The sequence below is a fragment of the Bacteroides sp. genome, assembly GCF_028690125.1.
Taxonomy (GTDB): domain Bacteria; phylum Bacteroidota; class Bacteroidia; order Bacteroidales; family Bacteroidaceae; genus Bacteroides.
The window spans coordinates 23124-42802 of sequence record NZ_JAQVBV010000018.1 but is presented as its reverse complement, the minus strand read 5'-3'; the positions used below and the strand labels follow the sequence as shown (position 1 = coordinate 42802).

At 35.6% G+C, this 19679-nt stretch carries 20 protein-coding genes; 14 read left to right on the top strand and 6 right to left on the bottom strand.

What is annotated here, in order from left to right:
• The first annotated feature begins 1 nt into the window (after position 1).
• From PHO71_RS12880 to PHO71_RS12830, 11 genes are all read left to right on the top strand, one after another.
• Positions 2-895 (top strand): glycosyltransferase family 2 protein, encoded by an 894-nt coding sequence (locus tag PHO71_RS12880; protein WP_300203855.1) that lies wholly within the window; start codon positions 2-4, stop codon positions 893-895.
• Positions 892-1827, top strand: coding sequence for a glycosyltransferase (locus tag PHO71_RS12875; RefSeq protein WP_300203853.1), 936 nt, complete (start codon positions 892-894; stop codon positions 1825-1827). Before PHO71_RS12880 ends, PHO71_RS12875 begins: the two co-directional genes overlap by 4 nt.
• A gap of 4 nt (positions 1828-1831) precedes the next feature.
• Positions 1832-2389, top strand: a complete 558-nt coding sequence (locus PHO71_RS12870) for a DapH/DapD/GlmU-related protein (protein WP_300203851.1) — start codon at positions 1832-1834, stop codon at positions 2387-2389.
• Positions 2390-2407: 18 nt separating this feature from the next.
• Positions 2408-3784, top strand: coding sequence for a hypothetical protein (locus PHO71_RS12865; protein ID WP_300203849.1), 1377 nt, complete (start codon positions 2408-2410; stop codon positions 3782-3784).
• Positions 3785-3802: 18 nt separating this feature from the next.
• Positions 3803-4726: a glycosyltransferase gene (locus PHO71_RS12860; protein WP_300203847.1), complete on the top strand. Its 924-nt coding sequence runs from the start codon at positions 3803-3805 to the stop codon at positions 4724-4726.
• Between the two features lie 7 nt (positions 4727-4733).
• On the top strand, positions 4734-5828 hold the full coding sequence (locus tag PHO71_RS12855; protein WP_300203845.1) for a DUF354 domain-containing protein: 1095 nt from the start codon (positions 4734-4736) through the stop codon (positions 5826-5828).
• On the top strand, positions 5828-6961 hold the full coding sequence (gene wecB, locus PHO71_RS12850) for a non-hydrolyzing UDP-N-acetylglucosamine 2-epimerase (protein ID WP_300203843.1): 1134 nt from the start codon (positions 5828-5830) through the stop codon (positions 6959-6961). Before PHO71_RS12855 ends, wecB begins: the two co-directional genes overlap by 1 nt.
• 371 nt (positions 6962-7332) lie before the next feature.
• Positions 7333-7662, top strand: coding sequence for a DUF3575 domain-containing protein (locus PHO71_RS12845; protein WP_300203841.1), 330 nt, complete (start codon positions 7333-7335; stop codon positions 7660-7662).
• An 18-nt stretch (positions 7663-7680) separates the two neighbouring features.
• On the top strand, positions 7681-8472 hold the full coding sequence (locus tag PHO71_RS12840; RefSeq protein WP_300203839.1) for a polysaccharide biosynthesis/export family protein: 792 nt from the start codon (positions 7681-7683) through the stop codon (positions 8470-8472).
• Positions 8473-8476: 4 nt separating this feature from the next.
• Positions 8477-10927, top strand: coding sequence for a polysaccharide biosynthesis tyrosine autokinase (locus tag PHO71_RS12835; RefSeq protein WP_300203837.1), 2451 nt, complete (start codon positions 8477-8479; stop codon positions 10925-10927).
• Positions 10928-10937: 10 nt separating this feature from the next.
• A complete protein-coding gene (locus tag PHO71_RS12830; protein ID WP_300203835.1) occupies positions 10938-11642 on the top strand; it encodes a CpsB/CapC family capsule biosynthesis tyrosine phosphatase in 705 nt (234 codons plus the stop codon).
• A gap of 64 nt (positions 11643-11706) precedes the next feature.
• On the opposite strand, the gene PHO71_RS12825 is transcribed toward PHO71_RS12830, so the two are convergent.
• The 4 genes from PHO71_RS12825 to PHO71_RS12810 form a co-directional block, all read right to left on the bottom strand.
• Positions 11707-11964, bottom strand: coding sequence for a phage integrase SAM-like domain-containing protein (locus tag PHO71_RS12825; protein WP_300203833.1), 258 nt, complete (start codon positions 11962-11964; stop codon positions 11707-11709).
• Complete coding sequence (locus PHO71_RS12820; protein WP_300203831.1) at positions 11961-12362, bottom strand: hypothetical protein; 402 nt, start codon at positions 12360-12362, stop codon at positions 11961-11963. Before PHO71_RS12820 ends, PHO71_RS12825 begins: the two co-directional genes overlap by 4 nt.
• A 393-nt stretch (positions 12363-12755) precedes the next feature.
• A complete protein-coding gene (locus PHO71_RS12815) occupies positions 12756-13613 on the bottom strand; it encodes a GyrI-like domain-containing protein (RefSeq protein WP_300203829.1) in 858 nt (285 codons plus the stop codon).
• 145 nt (positions 13614-13758) lie between these two features.
• Positions 13759-15069, bottom strand: coding sequence for an aspartokinase (locus tag PHO71_RS12810; protein WP_300203827.1), 1311 nt, complete (start codon positions 15067-15069; stop codon positions 13759-13761).
• Between the two features lie 241 nt (positions 15070-15310).
• On the opposite strand from PHO71_RS12810, the gene PHO71_RS12805 reads away from it, so the two are divergent.
• Together PHO71_RS12805 and PHO71_RS12800 are read left to right on the top strand one after the other, a co-directional pair.
• Positions 15311-16018 (top strand): TIGR02757 family protein, encoded by a 708-nt coding sequence (locus PHO71_RS12805; RefSeq protein ID WP_300203825.1) that lies wholly within the window; start codon positions 15311-15313, stop codon positions 16016-16018.
• Positions 16019-16279: 261 nt separating this feature from the next.
• Positions 16280-17491: an MFS transporter gene (locus tag PHO71_RS12800; protein WP_300203823.1), complete on the top strand. Its 1212-nt coding sequence runs from the start codon at positions 16280-16282 to the stop codon at positions 17489-17491.
• 24 nt (positions 17492-17515) lie between these two features.
• Here the strand turns inward: PHO71_RS12800 and PHO71_RS12795 are convergent, their stop codons facing one another.
• Positions 17516-18094, bottom strand: a complete 579-nt coding sequence (locus tag PHO71_RS12795) for a phosphatase PAP2 family protein (protein ID WP_300203821.1) — start codon at positions 18092-18094, stop codon at positions 17516-17518.
• Positions 18095-18282: 188 nt separating this feature from the next.
• On the opposite strand from PHO71_RS12795, the gene PHO71_RS12790 reads away from it, so the two are divergent.
• Positions 18283-19110 carry a MerR family transcriptional regulator gene (locus PHO71_RS12790; protein ID WP_367279900.1) on the top strand — a complete coding sequence of 276 codons (828 nt, stop codon included), beginning with the start codon at positions 18283-18285 and terminating at the stop codon, positions 19108-19110.
• Positions 19111-19175: 65 nt separating this feature from the next.
• On the opposite strand, the gene PHO71_RS12785 is transcribed toward PHO71_RS12790, so the two are convergent.
• Complete coding sequence (locus tag PHO71_RS12785; protein WP_300203817.1) at positions 19176-19613, bottom strand: VOC family protein; 438 nt, start codon at positions 19611-19613, stop codon at positions 19176-19178.
• Positions 19614-19679 lie beyond the last annotated feature (66 nt).

Sequence of the window (19679 nt, the reverse complement as noted above, 5' to 3'; positions counted from 1 at the left end):
CATGGTGAGGGTATTGATCATTATAGTTACCTATAACGGAGAAAAGTTTATTCGGAAATGCTTAAGCTCAATCGACCGCGTAAAATATGATGTGTTAGTGATCGATAATAAGTCGTCGGATGATACGATTCGCATCATAAAGAGTGAGTTTCCGGATGTCATGTTGTCGATCCAAAGTCAAAATTCAGGTTTCGGACAGGCGAATAATATCGGGCTGAAAAAAGTAATTCGGGAGGGGTATGACTACGCCTTGTTGTTAAACCAAGATGCTTGGGTGCTCGAAAACACCATAGACGATCTGATAAAAGCCCAGCAAGAACATCCTGCATTTTGGGTTTTATCGCCTTTGCAAATGCATAGCTCGGAAGGGGGTATCGAGAAACAATTTGCAAGTTATTTAAAAAATGCGCATATCGATCCATCGTCGAAGCAAGTTGAACCAATTGCATTCGTTAATGCTGCTATATGGCTGATGACCATTGATTGTATAAAAAAAGTAGGTGGTTTTGACCCTTTATTCCCTCATTACGGAGAGGATAATGATTATGTGAACCGAGTAGTATGCTGGGGCGGTAAAGTAGGGGTTGAACCTTCGGTGATAGCATATCACGACAAAGATTTGGGAAACAAAGCGATAAGTATTGATAAAAACATATACAGAACGACGTTAGCCTATATAGGTTCTGTTAAGAATCCGAACCATTCGATCGCTTACGGTTATTTTAAATGTGTGCAATTGTGTTTGCGGAAAACAGTAAAAGCGCTTTTAACGATGGATATGACGCTGATGCACATCAATGGTGCCGCTATGCGTAATGTGTTTAAACTGACACATCAAATTATGGAACATAGAAAACTATCTTTTGAGGAACGAGCTTTTTTAAACAAAATATGATATCATTTATAATAATAGGGCGAAATGAAGGAGAGCGTTTGAGGCAATGCTTTAATTCTGTATTAGATGTAATTAAAGCCGATGACATTACGCAGTATAATATTGTGTATGTAGACAGTCAATCTACCGATGGCAGTGTTGAATTGGCTAAGAGTTATAACCTTATTAAGACGATTCTCATTACGGGAGAGTGCAACGCGGCGGTAGCACGTAATATAGGAGCCAAAGAGGCAAAAGGAGATATTCTCTTTTTCATTGACGGAGATATGGAAATTCAGCCGGGCTTTCTTCCTAAGATACTCAAGTCGGAGCGCGAGATGATATATCCTTTTATTTCGGGTATTTTTATCGATTATGTCTATAATACCAAGCAGGAATTATTGTATAAAAATCAGCGTATCCCATCCCAAGAGGGGGGCAGGTATGAGGCGATTGTCGGTGGGCTATTCCTGATCGAAAAAGCCTATTGGATACGATTCAATGGGATGGATATGAGGCAGAAACGGAGTCAGGACTACGATTTGGGGCTTCGCATGGCGAAAAGCGGAACCTTACTGTTCCGAAAGGATCAACTGTTGGCTTATCACCATATGGTTAGCTATGGGATGAGGGTCGATAAGGTGTCCAATATTAAATATACAGCATTGTTGTTCCGCAAGCATTGGAATAATAAGTATTACATCCCGACTTTTGTGAAGCAGCAATATACGACGATTCTGTTATTGGTGTCCCTTGTAGCTGCTTATTTTAGTTGGTGGTTTTTCTGTTTGTATAACGTTGCTTTAGCGTATAAAATAAGAAAACAGATGCGTGTAAATAAAATCGGCGTTTTTACGCAATTAAAATCACTAATATCAAGAGACATACTATTTTATTGCTTCCTGTTATTTTTCTGGCCCAATCAAATTGTAGAGAAATACGAAATACGATAAATATATGATGCTGACACTGAGACTAACTGACTTGTTTCACAAGACAACACGTAAAGTAATAGATAGATTACGTTATTGCTATTTTAAATTGCAAATAGGAAATATTGGCAAAGGTTCATGTATTAAACCAGGTGTCAAAATAACGGGAAATCCTAAACGGATATTTATTGGTAAAAAGTTTAAAATATGGCATAATAGTGTCATTTCTGTAGGTAAAGGAAAGATATTATTTGGCGATGATGGATTAATTGCCGTTGGATCTTTCGTGAGTGCAGGAAATAGTCAGATAATAATCGGAAATGGTGTTGCAATAGCACCACATTGTAACATTATAGCCTACTCACATCACTACAAAGAAAATGAGGCATATGTAAAATGTTATAGGGAGGGAGATATTATTATTGGTAATAATGTATTAATCGGGGCAGCCGTCACTATTCTCCCGAGTGTGAACATTGGTAATAACTGTGTTATTGCTGCTGGCTGTGTCGTAAATAAAGATGTTCCTGACAACACGATGGTTGGAGGTATTCCTATGCGTGTAATTAGAACCATAAAATAATAAGTAAACTATTTCAATATGTTGATTAGAGGACTCTCGGCAAACACCTTATTGATATATAATATTGCAGTGTTGGTTGCTTTAATTTTCTTATTAAGAAGATATAAGAGCAATCAGATAGCAATTTTTATTATTATCCTATTCTGGGGTGGTCTTTTTGCTGATATGGGTAAAATAGTTCAAAATATATACAAAATTGCGGTGGTAATTTTTGCAATTCATTTACCTTATAAATACTATTTTAAAAATGAAATCAGGGCAGTACGCCCTTTGTGGATAACATTGGGAGCTTTTGTCGTTTTTGTCGTCTGTGTTAATTTGATAGTTCATAGAGAAAGCCCGTTATTGGTCTTTGCTCAGATGTATAAATATGTAGTACCAGCAGCTCTATTCCCTATTTTATTGCATGTTTGTAAGCAGACAATCAATGCATATCGATTAAATAGGTTGTTTGGAGAGATTTTAGTGATTCAGATCGTATTGAATATGGTTAAGTTAGTTCTTGTTGGAGGCTGGTATGAAGGATTGGTCGGTAGTATAACAGGGGTTGCTGGAGGTGGTGCGGGAACTACGCTACCGCTACTCGGATTATGCTGGTTCGCATTAAATACGAATATGAATATTGATAACAGAAAATCTATTCTTTTCCTTATAGGTTTTTTGTTTATTGGATGGATGGCAGGAAAACGTGCTGTTTGGTTATTATTCCCCATTTTGTTTTTTTTATTAGGGATTTTTGTATCTAAAACGATATCCGTGAAAAGGATATTGCCATTGCTTTTGTTATTACCCCTATTTTTATATTTAGGATTGCGATTTTCGCCGACACTTAATCCAGAAAAGAAAATATGGGGAAGTTTCGACCCTATGTATGCGTGGAATTATACAATGGAATATTCCGCTGGGAAAAAGGATGTGGCAGGAGACCGAGAAGTAGGTTCTGGACGTATAGGAGCAAACACCTTGTTGTTTCAAACGTTTTTCAATAAAGGAGGTGATTTAAGTACTTCATCAAGTCTAATAGGCCTTGGGATAGGTCATGTTTTCACACCCAATTATGATAATTATAGAAATAGAGATTATTATTTAGGGATAAGCACACGAGGTGCTTTGACTGGGTTTGGTATGTTTTTGATGGCATTTGGTGCTGTAGGACTTATCTTTTTTATTCTGTATATACTTCGTTTGATGTATTACGCTAAAAACAGAAACCTAAGATATATATTCGAAGGTGTCATCCTTTTCGATTTTGTATTCTATAATTCTACTATTGTGCAAGATCCAGCTTTAATGGTTTTCATGATGTTTCTTATTGCCTATTCAAATAAGGCATACAATAAGGATGGAGAATTTAGAGACATCCCCTATTTATATAAGCATTTGGTTTGTAAATAATTGGAGTAAATATTTTAAATGAATATACTAATCGTTGCTAATTGCAACACAGGGCATTTTGCACCATTTGTTGTAGAACAAGTAGAGGCAATAAAATCTTATGGTGTTAACGTAGAGTATTTTGGAGTAATAGGTAAAGGCATTAAAGGGTATTTGAAAAATATAAGAAAATTAAAAGCTAAGATTAAAGAATTTAAACCTGATGTAATTCATGCACACTATGGATTATGTGGTCTTTTGGCAAATATTCAAAGATCTACTCCAGTAGTTACTACCTATCACGGAAGTGATATAAATATACCAAGCGTAAGACGATTCTCGGAAATTGCTATTTGTTTATCGAAGTTCAACATATTCGTTTCCGAGAAAACGAAGAATCTGATAAAATCAAGATCTAACTCCGAATTAATCCCATGCGGAATCAATTTGAATTTATATGGTAATTTATCAAGGAGTATTGTTCGCACAAAATACCATTTTCCCGAAACCGAACAAATTGTACTCTTTGCCGGAGATTTTGACAATCAAGTTAAAAACTCAAAGTTGGCAAAGGAAGCTGTATTGTTATTACCGAAAGTGAGACTCATCGAATTAAAAGGCTATACAAGGTTGCAAGTTATAGAATTGATGTATGCTTCCGATGTTTTCTTGATGACATCATTCACCGAAGGTTCTCCACAAGTGATTAAGGAGGCGATGGCGTGTTGCAGACCTATTGTCTCTACTGATGTAGGAGATGTAAAGTGGGTTGTGGGTGATACTAACGGGTGTTATATATGTTTCTACGATCCACGGGATTGTGCAGACAAAATAAAACAGGCTTTGGAATTTTCAGAAAATAACACTCAAACTAATGGTCGCAACCGTATAGAGGATTTGGGGTTGGATAATAAGATTGTTGCGAAGAAGATCATAGAAATTTATAATAATGTAATCGAGTAGACATAGAATGAGAATATTGATTTATTTGGGGCATCCTGCTCATTTTCATTTATTTAAGAATGTAATAAACAGTCTTCAGAAAAAAGGATGTGACGTATTAATCTTAATTAAGAAAAAGGATGTATTGGAGGAATTGCTTATCAACAAAGGGCTAAAGTATCATAATATACTTGCTGAGGGTAGAAAAGATAGTAAAATTGGAATTATGTGGGGAACTATCAAAAGAGCGTATCGACTATTACGCTTTGTGGTTAATAATAGACCCAGCTTACTGGTAGGAACGAGTGTTGAGAATTCATGGATTGGTAAAATTATGAATATTCCAGTTATTAATGTAAATGAAGATGATGCAAAGATTGTTCCATTATATGCAAAACTCAGCTATCCATTTGCTTCTGAAATACTCAGTCCAATAACTTGTAATAATGGGAAATGGGAACAAAAGTCAATAAAATACGCTGGATTTCAGAAGTTGGCATATCTTCATCCCAACCAATTTAAACCTGATATAGAAATTGTAAAAAGATATTTACCGATAGATAAGCCCTATTTTCTACTAAGGTTTGCAAAACTAAATGCACATCATGATGTTGGAGCTAATGGAATATCAACTAAAGTGGCGCAAAATTTAATCGATATTTTATCAAAATATGGGAACATTTATATAACCACCGAGAGAGAACTTGAATTGCAATTTGAGAAGTATAGACTTAATATTAATCCACTGGATATCCATCATATAATGGCATCCGCCAAGTTATATATTGGAGACAGTCAAAGTATGGCTGTTGAGGCTGCAATGTTAGGTGTACCATCTATAAGATTCAACAGTTTTGCAGGAAAAATAGGAGTATTAGAGGAGCTTGAAAACAAATATGAATTAACTCATTCAATTTCGCCAAATTACCCAGAGGAACTATACCGTTTTGTTTATAATTTACTTTCTCAAGAGAATTTGAGAGACACATATCAATCACGACGAAAAAGAATGTTAGCTGACAAAATAGACGTCACTGCATTTTTCACTTGGTTCATAGAAAATTACCCTGAAAGTAAAAAGATAATAAAAGAAAACCCAGACTATCAATACAGATTCAAATAATGATAAAAATACTAACTATAATTGGAGCTCGGCCTCAAATAATAAAAGCCGCAGCCATTAGTCGAGCGGTGGCTAAACGTAATGATGTTGAGGAGGTTATTGTTCATACAGGACAACACTATGACCAAAATATGTCTGAGATATTCTTTGATGAGTTAGGAATACCAAAATCCAAATACAATTTAAATGTAGGCTCTGGAAGTCACGGAATGCAAACTGCGAAAATGATTGAGGCTTTGGAAAATGTATTTATTAAAGAGAGTCCTGATTGCGTGATAGTTTATGGGGATACAAATTCGACCTTGGCTGGAGCTGTTACTGCGAGTAAGTTACATATACCTATTGCTCACATAGAGGCTGGGTTACGCTCATTTAACATGAGTATGCCGGAAGAGATTAATCGCATTGCTTGTGATCATCTATCTTCTATACTTTTTGCTCCCACGCAAGTTGCAATGGAAAATTTGAGAGCAGAAGGCTTTATGACTTCTCATGCTCAATTTAGTAATGGTAAAGGTCGAAAGGTGTTAAATTGTGGTGATGTAATGTATGATAATAGTATTTACTTTGCTCAGATTGCAGAAAGCAATAGTGTAATACTTTCCACGCTTAATATAAAACCTAACGGGTTTATATTAGCAACCATTCATCGTGATAACAATACAGATAATCCTGAAAGTTTGAATAGTATTTTCAGAGCTTTATCAGATATATCTGAGACAAACAAACAGGATGTAGTTCTACCCCTACATCCTCGTACTGCTAAATTGTTAAGAACTCTCTCTCCAGAACTTTTTGACAAAGTTATTCATTCAGAATTGATGAAAATAATAGAACCTGTGTCTTTTTTAGACATGATTGCTTTAGAAAAAAATGCATCACTGGTAATGACTGATTCTGGTGGGGTACAAAAAGAATCCTTCTTTTTTGAAAAACCTTGTGTGATTTTACGTCCGGAGACAGAATGGGTAGAGATAGTTGAACATAACGCCGGCGTACTTACTGATGCAGATTACGAACAGATTATGGATGGATATCACAAACTATTATCAAAAAAAGTAACCTTCCCAAAATTGTTTGGCGATGCCAATGCTGCTGAACATATTTTGGATAAAATTATAATCTATATTTAGACATACTTCTTATCCTCAAAATGACGAAAACGGATTTAACCATCCTAAGAAGGTATTATAAAAAGGTATAGTTTCTTGTTAAATGAAATCGCACATAAAAATATCAAAATCCAGAATAGCTATATTATTGGCATTTATATACACACCTTATCTATCGGCTCAAGAGGAAGAGTTGCAAGATTTGAAATTTATTATAAAGCTTAATACTTCTACATTGGCTGGTGTTGTCAACCCAGCTGTTGAATTTAGGATTTTCAGGAAAGGGAGTATTCAATTTGAAGGCTGGAATATCTATACTCCAAGGAATTTTTAGGAACCGTACATCCTTGCACATTAGCTCTTATGTATGGTGAATTTATAAATTACCCAAGGTGGTATTTAGTGGGTTCTTTTGTGGAGCATATACTGGAGGCGGAGTTTATCGACTTAATAAAAACATACTTCCGATATTTGGATATTTGAAACAACAAAACTCACTACAAGTAGGACAAACCTTAATAGTAGGATTAACCACAGGCGATCATTTCGGTCTTAATAAACACTTTGGTTTTGAGATAGTTGTGGATTATGGCAAACAATGTTCTATGTATGAGTCATATACACGTATAGATGATGTTACGATTATATATCATTCTGTAAATGGTTCTGCCAAATATTTACCCATAAAAGCTGGGTTATTAGTAGTTATATATCGATTTTAAAAATAATAACAAAAAAATATGATTAAAACATCTTTCAAATTTATGGCGATTTTAAGCATTATAATGCTTTCAAGTTGCGCTTCACAGAAGCATATATCTTATCTCCAAAATACTCCCAACGGGTATCAACAAAAGGGAGAAGATAATTATGAAATTAGGGTAAGGCCTGATGATCTTGTCGCCATTATGGTGAATAGCAAAGACCCTCAACTTGCTCAGATGTTCAATTTGCCAATCCTAACTGCTCAAGGGAGCGATGGAACAACAGGTCAAAATAGAGTATTGGGATATCTTGTGGATAAAGATGGAAACATTGATTTTCCACAATTAGGAACGATTAAAGTTGGAGGGATGACTCGAAGTGAAATCACACGTTTCATTAAAGATCAAATAATTACAAAAGGCTATTTTAATGATCCAATAGTTACCGTTCAATTTCTTAACTTTAAGGTATCTGTAATGGGAGAAGTAGCCCGTCCCGGTACTATGAATGTGCCAAGTGATCGTATTACCATATTCGATGCACTGAGTGCTGCAGGGGACTTAACTATTTATGGAAAACGAGAAAATGTGAAAGTTATTCGAGAGATTAATGGTAGAAAAACAGTCTCAGAGGTTGATTTAAGGGATGCCGATATTCTTGATTCTCCATTTTATTACTTGCAGCAGAACGATGTCGTTTATGTTGAGCCTAATAAAGTTAAAGCAGGACAAAGGGAGATAAACCAGAATAGGTCTGTGGGTACGTGGGCTTCTATCGGTTCTGTATTAGTATCAATAGCTACATTAATTATAACATTGGCAAGATAGAACTATGAATAAGAAAAAAATAGAACAATTTGACTTCATCGATTTTACTGATGAAAAAGGTAGAGATAATACTGCCATATCAGATCTTTTGGGAGTCATTTGGCGGAATAGATTTTGGTTTGTTTTGTCAATTATTATAGCTTTATCCATAGCCGTAATTCATGTGCGCAGTACTCCTAAAACCTTCTCACGCACAGCAACAATTCTAATAAAAGATGATAAAAAAGGTGGTGGTGGGATTAGTGAAGCTGCAGCATTTAAGGATATGTTTTCGTTAGGGTCCAATTCAGTGTATAATGAGATAGGTGTGCTCAAAAGCAGACATCTTATGACACAAGTTGTCGAACAACTAAAATTAGAGACAAATTATCAAATAAAAGATGGGTTGAGATTAAAAGACTTGTATACCTCTTCTCCTATTGAGGTTGAGTGTTTGGATGATGTATCTTTACAAGGTACTTTTTCAATAACTATTACCCCTTTAGAAAACAAAAAAGCAAAACTTACCTATGTTGAGATTAAGGAGGATTCTGATGGTAAGGTTACTGAAACTACCATTGTTGATGATATTTCTCTTGATAGTGTGTTTGAATTTCGTTATGGTAAGGTGAAAGTGAAATCGACACTATTTATGAACCGAGGGTATATTGATAAGGATATAATTATCACCAAAAATAATATTAAAAATATAGCCAAATCTTATATACAGAAATTAAACATCGAATGTAATGATAAACAATCCACAATTGTTTTGTTGTCTATCATCGATACAAATCCTCAAAGAGCCGAAGATATAATCAATACACTTGTATCTGTATACGAAAACAGTGCAATAGACAATAAGAACAAAGTATTAAGTAAAACAGTCGATTTTATCACTGACAAAACAACTGTTCTCGAAAATGACTTGAAATTGATTGATTCAGATATTGAAAAATACAAGAAAGAAAAACAGCTTACAGATATTCCCTCTGTTAGTTCTATGTACCTGAATACATCTTCAAGAATTAACGCTGAAGCGTTAGAGCTGGAAAATCAACTGAGTTTAGCTTATTATATGAAAGAGTATCTTCAGAATAATTCTAATCAATCTGAATTAATACCTGTAAACCTCGGAATTAATAGTGGTGGAATTGAGAGCCAAATAGCCAAGTACAATGAAACAATGACTTTGCGAAACAAACTATTAGCCAATAGTACCTCTAATAATCCAATCATAAATGATTTACAGATATCATTAGTTTCAATGCGCTCATCTATTCTTAGCTCTGTTGATAATCTTGTAGCTTCACTAAAAATTCAGTTGAAGAAATACCATAGCGAAGAGCAGAAAAGTAGTTCTAAAATAGCAGATGTTTCATCTCAATACAAATTTATGGTCAATATAGAGAGACAGCTAAAAATTAAAGAGGAGCTATATCTGTATTTATTGAAAAAACAAGAGGAGAGTGAAATTCAACTTACAACAACCGAGAGCAATTGTACCGTTGTTGATGTAGCGGATGGTAGTAATAGTCCTGTTGCACCGAATAAGATGCAGATTATTCTAATAGCACTTGTATTGGGTTTTGTAGTTCCTGCTATTTGGCTCTATATCCGCTCATTACTAAACACCAGTGTATATACGCAGAAAGATATCAAAAATAGCATCGATATTCCTTTCGTGGGAGAATTACCATTAGAAAAAAGAAAAGAGAATGACAATAGTCTTGTTGTAGAAGATTGTAATCGCAATGTGATAAATGAGACATTTAGGCTATTAAGAGATAATATTGAAATGATGAATGCTAAGGAGGCGACAGAGGGAACCGTTGTGCTTTTTACATCGTTTAATGCTGGGGCCGGGAAAACATTTGCAACATCGAACTTGGCCCTTACAATATCCCTCTCAAATAAAAAAGTGATCCTTCTTGATATAGACCTACGCAAAGGTTCATTAGGAAAACGGTTTGGATTTGACAGAAAAACCTCTGGAGTTACAACCTATTTAAGTGGCAAAGTGAATAATATTGATGATATTATTAATGGATATGGCAATAGTAGTTTAGATATCATTTCGTCAGGTGCTTTACCTCCTAATCCAGCTGAATTACTTAAAACAGAGAAACTGGGAATACTTATAACTGAACTAAAAAAGAGATATGATTATATAATTGTTGATTCTGCTCCTTATGGTTTGGTTACCGACACAGGTATAATTGCTAAATATGCTGACTTGTCTATTATTGTGGTACGTTCAGGAAGGTTTGACAAACGACAGTTACCGGCATTAGCAGAATTATATAAATCTGAAACTCTAAATAACCTCAGTGTTTTGCTTAATGCGGTGAATATTAATAAGATAGGTTACGGTTATGGTTATGGTTACAGTTACGGTTATGGTTACGGTTACGGTTATGGTAATAAAGTTACGAAAAATTTGAGACATTACATAAGATTGATACTGGGAATTTAATGATGATAAGATGTTATTTGAGAAAAAGAAAAGATTGATTGATTCAGGTTGTTTCAATGGTATCACCGATTATCATTGCCATATCCTTTTTGGTGTCGATGACGGAATAAATGAACTATCGGAAAGTCTATCAGCACTTAGTTATTATGAATCATTAGGAGTGAAAAGGGTTTTCCTTACTCCTCATATAAATTTGACTTATAATAACATATCTTTGATTGAGAGGAATTTTGATATTTTAGAAAATCGATATAATGGCGACATTGAACTTCATTTAGCAGCTGAATATTTACTTGACTCAGGGTTTGAAAAACAAATAAAACAAGGTTTAAAATGTATCAAAGACAATATGGTACTTGTAGAGAGTTCTTATCTTCATAAATCTGCGAACTTTGATGAGACCTTGTTCCAGATTGCAAATGAAGGATTTTCTCCAATTATTGCCCATCCGGAAAGGTATCTTTTTATGGATATAAATAAATACCATGAGCTAAAAAATTGCGACTATTTGTTCCAATTGAACTTATTGTCATTATCTGGTATGTATGGGATTCAAGTAAAACGTAGAGCTCAATATTTATTAGAGAATAATATGTACGACTTAATAGGTAGCGATATGCATAATTTAGAGCTATTTAAAGACCATATACGGGAGATTAAATTATCAAAAATGAAGCATCGTAGTTTGATGTTGATTTTCAATCAATTGTGTTAGTAAAATGAATGAATTAGAGTTCTTAAAAAAATACGAATTGAGTTTTTATGAATCCGATTACAAACTAAAGGATATCAGGAACACCTAAGTTTTTGGCGTAATAAACGAGACCTCTCAAAACTTTCAAATTACCATATAAACTGCCTTCATTGTCTCGTTCTGCATCACGTTTTTGAATAAAGAGACTAAAGTCATCCGCAAATTCCTTGGTGATGTCATTGAAGTAAAAAGAGGAGAGCGTACGACCATGTTTTTGAAGAGTAAATTCTTCCATTACACGGCTAAAACATCTATATCGCGGAGCTGTACTAATTCTTGTCAAAACAGCCCATTCTTAATTCGTTCACGATTACGGAGTTTGTCGTCGATAATATCGAACATCTGACAAACAGAAACAACTTTTGTCCCTTGACGTTGTTTATCAATATCATTAAAATAGTGAGACCATTGAACTAAAGTCCATTGTTTCCCTTCTGCCTCCCAAACCTCCACCACTTTAAGATATTTGGTTTTGAATTCGAACAGATTTTTATTTTTTTCTGATGCTTCAACGCCTTTAGTTTTGAATTGCTGAGTCTGATTGTCCCAATCTTTAATGGACCCAGTGATGTTTAAGGCTTTGGTAACTCTCGCATAGCCAGTTTTAAAGAGCACTGCTTCGAGTTTAACTAATTGAGAAGTTTTAAAGCTTTCCTTTCCTTTGATGTTAATTGTAAACATAGCGTACAAGTTTAATTGTTATACATTCTTTTTCTACAATCCAGAGCCTAAATCGGACTACATGAACCACTACATCCGAATAGTGTTTTTTGCTGAAAAGAGTTTGTTTTTGCCATGAGATTACCCTTTTTGGCTTAAAATCTGTATGAATAATTAAACTAATACGATATTTTACTGTTACTTTCAATATACTAATTGTAAAAAGGGGCTGTTTCAAAAAGTGAAGTGTACCCCAAAAGTTTTATGTCCAACTTTTGGGGTGCACTTCACTTTTTGATGACAGCCCCTTTTATTATTTGTGATTCTTAGCAAATACATATTCTATGTATATGCTTACAATATCATCGCAGAAATGACTTTAGACCTATGTAGGATTTCTGCAATTTATTTCTTTTATTCTATTGGAATATAGATTTCAGTCAATAAATCTTCGGGAGCCGTACTACATGGATCATTCAAATACCGTTCTGCGCTGGCTTCATCACGTATGGTACATTCCATCTCCGGAAGATATGTTCCGTAAATAGTATCATATACTGCTTGCAGATTGTCATAAGGGCCTTTATAAAGGAAGGTTGCGTAGCGACCGGCAGGGATTTGTTTAAATCCAATATCTCCTTTGGGAGCCATTTTTTCGGGCATTATCATACACACGTCAGTGCGTAATTTTTCTACCGGGGTTACTTTGGGATCGTCGTGGTAAATACAAAGAGGGGCCGGTTCTCCCATAGGCAGTTTTTGCTCAAAAATGAACTGGCACAATCTTCCCCAAGTGCCTCCATAGTCGTTAAGTTTATAGTCTCCCGACAAGCGGATATAAATCACATTACGTTCCGGGAGATTCTTTATTTCCCTTTTCAGTTCCAGATCCGGTCTGATAATCGCTGGTTTCATAATTACAAAGTTTTTATTGTTTCGATACTCTAAAGGTGAAATTCCATAAAACTGTTTGAATACTTTCGACAGTGAAGAAGGAGAAGAATATCCGATTCGATAAGCTATATCTGCAATCGGAATATCCGAGTAACGTAGTAGGCGGGCTGCCGCTTCTGTCCGCGTCCGGACAATAAATGTGCCAATGGGTTCACCGAGGAAAGCTTTCATAATCCGGTGAAAATAGAAAGGAGAAAAGTTGGATATCCTGGCCAGCGATTTTAAATCAATCTCCTCTCCTAAATGCAAGTTAATGTATTCCACTACTACGTTTACACACTTCTGATACTCTTCTTTAGTCGTTTTCTTGGGTTGCATGGTTTTATTTTTATTTCACTCTGCAAAAGTATGGGTAAAAAAGAGAACGGACTTGTCCAATGTTGCTAAATTGTGTCTTTTTGATTATAAAATATTTTAGGCTGTTATTTCGGCAGTTTTTATATTGGTTATTTAAAAAGTGAGTTTAAGCTGATTGTACCTCCAGAAAGTGTTGTGATAACGAATGAAGCAGCTTGTTTTTATCATTGCTATGAACTGATAATGTGAAACAATGGTCACTTCCTCCATAAGCGATTAGTGATATTGGAATATGTTTGATCGTATCCATAATCTTACTTTCCATTTGAGTACGTTCCCAGTGAAGGGCACCAATGATATGTATTGCTGACATATTTTCGTCAATGACCATTTCTACGTATTTATGCAATTCTCTTTGGATAATTCTTAACGTATCATGACTGGCGTTTAGTAGCATAGAAATGGATACATTAGATGATACCATTGATACTACGTCTATTTTATATTTACTAATAACCTCCAATAGTTTTCCCATTAATAAATAACCGGGTAATACATTGAGTGAATTGAAACGTATAAAGGCTACTGAATCTTGAGTCAGGATTGCTTTAACTCCATTTCCCGTATCTTCAGAAGAGATGTAGAGGCGTTCGGTGATTAGATCGTTAGTATCGGTTAAACGAATAACTAGTTTAGATCGTGATGCGAGTGTAATACAATCTGTATAAAGTAAATGTACTCCACTATTGATTAGATTTTCAGCTTCTTCATAGGTCAGTGAGTGTTCTTCTCTTTGACTGTCCTGATTGGCATAAATATTGTCGAGTTCGGTTGATAAGACAATTTCATCAGCTTTGAAAATAGAGGCAAGTACTGTAGCATAATAGTCATTTTTCGCTTCACTCATGAAATCTATTTCTCCATAAATGTTCTTGCATAAAGAGAGTGGGGCAATGAATAGCTCAACAGTGCGATTTTCATTTAGATACTGTTCAATATTCTCTTGAATATAGGGAATGTCGGGCTTTCTTTCTAAATTAATTTGCATGAATTTACTAGTATCCAGCATTTTGGCATTCATTCCTCGTTCACGTAGGCAGAAAGCAAGTAGGTTACTTGATAATTTATATACTTCCGCTTTTATGATTTTGTCAATTAATAGATCTGCTTTATCTTCAACGAGGTTATGTAGATTTTCGACACATCGTTGAATGATTACCTTCATTTCTTGATTCAGGTTTGGATTTATAATGAAGTGATCTGTCATGTTAAAACAATATTTTGTGATAGCACGGATCGTTGTATGCGAATCCTCATCTTCGTCTTGAAACCAACTGATTGATATATTTTGTAACCATTCCTGTAGTTGTGTCAATACCGGAACTACAATTACATAAGGACGTTCTTTTTGAATGCTGTTGATGATTTGTTTTATTTCAGCCTCGTCCTTTATTTTTTCAAATTTGCAAACTTTCATTGTTTTCTAGTTATTTACTGGTTGTTGTTCTTGTCAAAATGGTATGCTTTTTACCAAAAGAGGAAGCTTTGCCAAGCGATTCTTGTTTGTTTGGAAACTTGCATACCTCTAAAAATCAATATATTATAGTAGTATCCTTTATTTCTAAAGAAACTTTTTATAATAAGTATGATGCCAAAACCATACCATTTCTAATAAGAATGCCTATTTTTGTGCTTTCAATAATTGATGTTTTCTCAAAATGACTGAAGATATAAAGAATAAACTTTTGATGTGTGCAGATGTATATCACTGTGCGGAATTTATAGTGAGTGATCCGGTACAATTTCCACATCGTTACAAAGTGAAGCAAGATATTGAGATTAGTGGTTTGCTGACGGCTATTATGAGTTTTGGTAACCGCAAACAGATATTGAAAAAAGCAAATGAGTTACATGATTTGATGGGGGAATCACCGTATCAATATGTGATGTCTCGACAGTGGGAAAAGGATTTTCCAGTGGAGATGACTCATAGTTTCTACAGAATGTTGTCCTATGCCGATTTTCATGGATATTTTCAGCGATTGTATAAAGCATATTCGAAACATAAAAGTTTGGAGGATACTTTAAACACATTTTCAGGAATCCCTATGGAGAGGCTATGTGCATTTCTTGAAGTGTCTCCCAAAAGTCCGCAAAAGAAGTTGAATATGTTTTTGCGTTGGATGATCCGGCAGGATTCAGAAGTTGATTTAGGTATTTGGAAGAGTTTTGACCGACGAGATTTGATTGTACCTTTGGATACACATGTCTGCCGTGTTGCTCATTTTTTCAATCTTACTGATGCTGATACTTTTTCGTTAAAGAATGCCCGCCATATTACTGCTGCGCTAGCGGAAGTTTTCCCGAATGATCCCTGTTTGGGAGATTTTGCCCTGTTTGGGTTGGGGGTGAATGGGGAAATATAAAATTGAAATATCCGATAAAGTTCAATGAAATAATTATTCGGATGAAAAGGTTTGATTTTAGACGAAACAGTAATTAAATTGGATGAAATTTTATCTGTTCGAATAATGATCTGGCTATTAAAAATGTAGGGATAGTGTATTTCTACAATTCATAGGAACATTTCTCCATTTCAATAGATTAATAATTTGGTAGGTCGCTTTGAGTCTATATCTTTGCATCCACATTCTCTGAAAAATCATTTTGAATCCCATTTTCACTATATGACTAACTGGAAAAAGAAACTTATTATAATATGGGCAGGACAATTGTTCTCTATATTAAGCAGTTCGATAGCACAATTCGCTGTTGTACTGTGGATTAGTTTGGAAACAGGTTCTGCGGAAGTATTATCATATGCAACTATAGCGGCATTATTGCCTCAGGCATTGCTGGGACCATTTGCAGGAGTCTTTGTTGATCGTTGGAGTCGTAAGTGGACAATGATTGGTGCTGATAGTTTTGTTGCGCTTTGTTCGGGAGTTATTGCTTTACTATTTTATCTTGATGTGGTAGAACTATGGCAGATTTATATTCTGCTGATGCTCCGTTCTATTGGAGGTGCTTTTCATGCTCCGGCTATGAAATCATCCATACCTCTGTTAGCCCCCGAAAGTGAGTTGATGCGTATTGCTGCTGTGAATCAAGCTATCCAGTCCATTTGTAGTATTGGAGGACCTGCATTGGGTGCAATATTGTTACTATCCTTTGATATGAGTATGGTGATGATACTTGATGTAGCTGGGGCTTTTATTGCTTGTACATCTCTACTATTTGTCTTTATACCCAATCCAAAGAAAGAGCTTTTATCAGCAAAAGGAGTAATGAACGATATGGCTGAAGGCTTTAAAGTCATACTTAAAAATAGAGGAATCAGTTGGGTAATGGCAACAGAGGTATTGATTACGTTCTTCGTTTTGCCCATTGTTGCGTTAATGCCACTTATGACCTTGCAAAATTTTTCCGGTACAGCCTATCAGGTAAGCCTTATTGAGGTTTTATTTGGAATAGGTATGTTGATTGGAGGAATATTACTAGGAATATGGAACCCTAAAATACGGAAAATATATTTGATAGTTTCTTCTTATTTTTTCTTAGGACTTACCTTGGCATTATGTGGATTGCTCCCGTCAAATGGATATATTCTATTTGCAATTCTAACAGTAATGCAGGGGATTGTTATTCCTTTTTATTCAGGACCATTCACTTCTTTGTTGCAAACACAATTTAAACCGAATTATTTGGGTCGTGTTTTTGCTTTATTTGATAGTGTAAGTCTTTTCCCTTCTATTATCGGATTGCTTATTACTAGCTTCATGGCTGATTCATTGGGCATTGCCAATATCTTTCTTTATTGTGGTATTGCAATTGTTCTGACAGCCGTTCTGGTAATGTGCATTCCCTCAGTCAGAAGTCTGGGAAAAGATGAATTTTAAATATTTCTGTATATGGAAGTGTATTTAGAAATTCATAGAAGCATAAATTCCCCAACGATCATTGCCGAAAACAGCGGGAGAGATGGTAAGGTTATGTTTTTTTGCGAATGGGCGGGTAAATATATAACTACTTCCTATACCTATTGCTGCTCCCGCCAGAATGTCCCAACAGTCATGTCTCTTCGCATATACACGTCCCCATGCCACATAGCCCGATACAAGATAAGCGGGAATTCCGTATTTCCAACCATATCTACGTTGGATGAAAGAAGCTCCTTGAAATGACATAGCTGTATGATTGGATGGGAATGCATGATTGTCGCTGCCATCCGGGCGTTGTTTTTTTATGCTGTATTTCAGTATATAAGAGGTAGCCAGACTGGTAGCTCCACCCAGAACTAATTGTTTGGTTCCTTCATAATCTTTCAGGATAAGGGTGGTTATCAGACCTGCTGCTGGGGTTGCAAACATTAAAACATCAGTAGACTTTTTTACGGTTTCACGCGGTTGTGCCTGAATGGAGTTCAGGTAACAGAAGAATAGAAACCATGTGCAAATGATTACTCTTCTCAATATATTCTTGTTATTTAAAATTCCAGTCATAGGATTTTGCCTGATTGTTGAAATGGTATTTGTATACATTTAAAGTATCTGTTTTAGCAGTATTTTATGTTGTATGAGTTAATTTTGCGTCAAAGGTATTATTTTTATTTGGATTTTTGATAAATCTCTTGACTCGTACCTTAGGGGAGGACTTATCTTTGTGGCATAAAACAACTGCGCAGAAGTTTATGAAGAATAAAATGAAGTTTAAAATTGGAGAATTTTCCAAGCTTTGTCAGGTGACGGTCAAGACACTTCGTCACTATGAGGAGATAGGGTTACTCATTCCTTTTGAGGTGGATGAGTGGACAGGTTATCGTTACTACAATATCAGCCAACTTCGGCAGATGAACCGTATTGTTTATTTGAAACAGCTCGGTTTTAGTCTGGAAGAGATTGGAAGACTGTTTGAAGAAGGTAAAGATTATCCTGGTCCGGAACTGATAGAAGCCAAAGTTGAGCGTTGTAAAGAAGAAATTGAACGCTTGATCCGGCGTCAGACTGAACTTGCTAAGTTGGAAGATATGCTCCGTAAACAAGAGAAAGTTATGAAGAAAGTATTTGAAAAATCACTTCCTGCAAGAGTTTTTGCTACACATCGCCGTAAGATTGATTCTTATCAGGAATTATTTAATCTATGTCCCAATGTTATAGGACCGGAGATGTATCGTTTAGGTTGTGAATGTCCTGCTCCTGAATATTGCTTTACAATTGAATATAACGAAGAATATGGAGTAGATATTGATATCGAGTATTTTGAGGCAGTTGCCCAGCGCAAAGAAGACTCTGAATTAATCAAGTTCAAAGAACTTCCTGAAGTACCTGTTGCCCTTTGTATCAGTCATTATGGTGCTTATGAAAAAATGCCTGAGACTTTTGCCGAACTCTACGCCTATGCTGAAGCAAATGGTTATGAGGTGAGTGACCGCCCCCGTTTCTGTTACATTGATGGCATCTGGAATAAGGAATCGGTGGAAGAGTGGCTGACCGAAATTGAACTCCCGGTAAAACGATAAGTACTGTATTCTGAAATGGAATTTCACAGAGTTTACACGTGTCTGTGAAATTCCATTTCTCTAAATTACATACTTTCGCTTTCTCGGGCATTAATCATCCAACTCACACCAAACTTGTCGGTAAGCATACCAAAATATTCTCCCCAGAACATTTCATCCATAGGCATAAAAATTTTGCCACCATTAGAAAGTGCGGCAAACAGCTTGTCTGCTTCTGCTTTATTGTCTATACTAATGGAAAGATTGATATTGTTTCCTACAATAAAAGCGGGACCACAATCTCCTCCCGTATCGCTACCCATCAAAACTGTTTCTCCTACTTGCAGTGAGACGTGCATGATTCTTTTCTTGAATTCTTCCGACAGGGTGGGCATATTTTCCTGCGGGGGCATTTCTCCGAAACGTCCCATGTACAGGAATTCTCCACCGAATACGGACTTGTAAAAGTTGAAGGCTTCTTCGCAGTTACCGTCAAAATTGAGATAAGGATTAATTTTCATCATAATGGTTGAATTATTAAGGGTTGGGATAGACTATTCCAAGTATAGCTATCGCAATATGTAGAACTG

Bases quoted from the DNA above. Each gene is read 5' to 3' on its own strand.
- PHO71_RS12865 (WP_300203849.1), top strand. From the start codon at position 2,408: ATGTTGATTAGAGGACTCTCGGCAAACACCTTATTGATATATAATATT.
- PHO71_RS12785 (WP_300203817.1), bottom strand. From the start codon at position 19,613: ATGATGAAAATTAATCCTTATCTCAATTTTGACGGTAACTGCGAAGAA.
- PHO71_RS12870 (WP_300203851.1), top strand. From the start codon at position 1,832: ATGATGCTGACACTGAGACTAACTGACTTGTTTCACAAGACAACACGT.
- PHO71_RS12840 (WP_300203839.1), top strand. From the start codon at position 7,681: ATGATTAAAACATCTTTCAAATTTATGGCGATTTTAAGCATTATAATG.
- PHO71_RS12860 (WP_300203847.1), top strand. From the start codon at position 3,803: ATGAATATACTAATCGTTGCTAATTGCAACACAGGGCATTTTGCACCA.
- PHO71_RS12800 (WP_300203823.1), top strand. From the start codon at position 16,280: ATGACTAACTGGAAAAAGAAACTTATTATAATATGGGCAGGACAATTG.
- PHO71_RS12835 (WP_300203837.1), top strand. From the start codon at position 8,477: ATGAATAAGAAAAAAATAGAACAATTTGACTTCATCGATTTTACTGAT.
- PHO71_RS12820 (WP_300203831.1), bottom strand. From the start codon at position 12,362: ATGTTTACAATTAACATCAAAGGAAAGGAAAGCTTTAAAACTTCTCAA.
- wecB (WP_300203843.1), top strand. From the start codon at position 5,828: ATGATAAAAATACTAACTATAATTGGAGCTCGGCCTCAAATAATAAAA.
- PHO71_RS12815 (WP_300203829.1), bottom strand. From the start codon at position 13,613: ATGCAACCCAAGAAAACGACTAAAGAAGAGTATCAGAAGTGTGTAAAC.
- PHO71_RS12810 (WP_300203827.1), bottom strand. From the start codon at position 15,069: ATGAAAGTTTGCAAATTTGAAAAAATAAAGGACGAGGCTGAAATAAAA.
- PHO71_RS12790 (WP_367279900.1), top strand. From the start codon at position 18,283: ATGAAGAATAAAATGAAGTTTAAAATTGGAGAATTTTCCAAGCTTTGT.
- PHO71_RS12855 (WP_300203845.1), top strand. From the start codon at position 4,734: ATGAGAATATTGATTTATTTGGGGCATCCTGCTCATTTTCATTTATTT.
- PHO71_RS12880 (WP_300203855.1), top strand. From the start codon at position 2: ATGGTGAGGGTATTGATCATTATAGTTACCTATAACGGAGAAAAGTTT.
- PHO71_RS12795 (WP_300203821.1), bottom strand. From the start codon at position 18,094: ATGACTGGAATTTTAAATAACAAGAATATATTGAGAAGAGTAATCATT.
- PHO71_RS12875 (WP_300203853.1), top strand. From the start codon at position 892: ATGATATCATTTATAATAATAGGGCGAAATGAAGGAGAGCGTTTGAGG.
- PHO71_RS12805 (WP_300203825.1), top strand. From the start codon at position 15,311: ATGACTGAAGATATAAAGAATAAACTTTTGATGTGTGCAGATGTATAT.
- PHO71_RS12830 (WP_300203835.1), top strand. From the start codon at position 10,938: ATGTTATTTGAGAAAAAGAAAAGATTGATTGATTCAGGTTGTTTCAAT.